Below are 1,343 nucleotides of genomic sequence, written 5' to 3' on the forward strand. Positions count from 1 at the left end.
CTTGGCGTTGCTGTACCCGGTGTCGATGAACGCCGCGATCTCGGTCCACCAGCGGTCGATGGTGGCGGCGAGGCGGCGGACTTCGGGGATGTCGCTGTCCGCGCACCAGGTGAAAAACTTCCAGCGGGCGTGGCCGAGTTGGTGGCGGTCCGTGCCGGTGCGGGCCAGGGCGAGGAGGTTGCGCAGGGACTCCTTGGCGATCCACGCGGTCAGCAGCGTCTGTCCGATCTTCCCCTCGCCGAGCAGGGGGTTCCACATCTTCGCGAACTGCTCGGCACTGAGGTCCTCCCGGTTGCGCAGCAGCTTCCTGCGGGCCTTCCACTCCGGATCCGTGGCGCGTCCGCGACGCCCGCGCAGTTCGGCGGTGGTGCGGCGCCTGACCTGCGAGAGCATCTTGTTGGCGAGCTGGACGACGTGGAAGTGGTCCACGACCACGACGGCGCCCGGGAGTCCGGTGCGTACGGCGGCCCGGTAGGTAGTGGACATGTCGATCGCGACGTACCGGATGTCCTCTCTCCACTCCAGGCCGGTGGTCGACAGCCAGGCCAGGACGTCGGCGACGGTGCGGCCCTCGACCTGACCGAGCAGCCCGCCGGCGCCCAACGCGTCGACGAACCCGGTGTGCCACCGGTCGCGCACCAGCTGCCACTTGCCCGTCTCCGGGTCTTGTGCCCACTTCGTCTTGCCCCGCCGGGTCTCGTCGATGCCCAGGACCTTCACCTCGGGCAGCGGCTCCACAGTGACCTCACGGGCCTGGACGCGGAAGGCGTCCATCACGGTCGGCCAGGACAGATGCAGATCCCGCGCGGCCTGGATGACTGTGGAGCCGGCGTCTCGTATGCGGCGCCCGGCCGCACCCCGCAGCCGGGTGGTCAGCCTGGCACCGGCCGGGATCTGCGGGATCTGCTCGGTGAAGGAGCGGCGGGAGCAGCCGGCCTCGCGGCAGTACCAGCGCCGCTTGTGCCACAAGAACTGCAACCTGCTCTCACCGTAGGGCAGATCACGCGGCCGGGTCACCGCTGTCCCCTTCACCCGGGAGGCGAAGACCCCACAAGCGGGGCAGGCCCGTGCCGCCTCGTCCGCCGTGACCAGATGCACCCGACGACTGCCGTCACCCAGCCGCTCGACCCGCGCGACGGATACCCCGTCGAGGTCGAGCAGCAACGTCGTATCGTTGACCAAGCCCGTGGCTCCTGCGTGATCCTTCTGCCTAGACAACAGAAATGATCACGCAGGCCCACGGGCCCTCTGCTTCCAGGAGGCGATCACTCCCGGAGTCAGTCACACACCGTGACACCACGTCAGTGCGTGAGACGAGGCGCACCGCTCAACTTCGAAGACCC

Annotated in this window: 1 protein-coding gene; it reads right to left on the bottom strand. The window is 69.0% G+C overall.

All coding sequences use genetic code 11. The features are described 5' to 3' along the window. A partial coding sequence (locus H8R17_RS45405) for an ISL3 family transposase (protein ID WP_223126195.1) occupies positions 1-1,182 on the bottom strand: 1,182 nt, incomplete at its 3' end. Positions 1,183-1,343 lie beyond the last annotated feature (161 nt).

The sequence above is a fragment of the Streptomyces sp. TRM68367 genome, assembly GCF_014495685.1.
Lineage (GTDB): Bacteria > Actinomycetota > Actinomycetes > Streptomycetales > Streptomycetaceae > Streptomyces.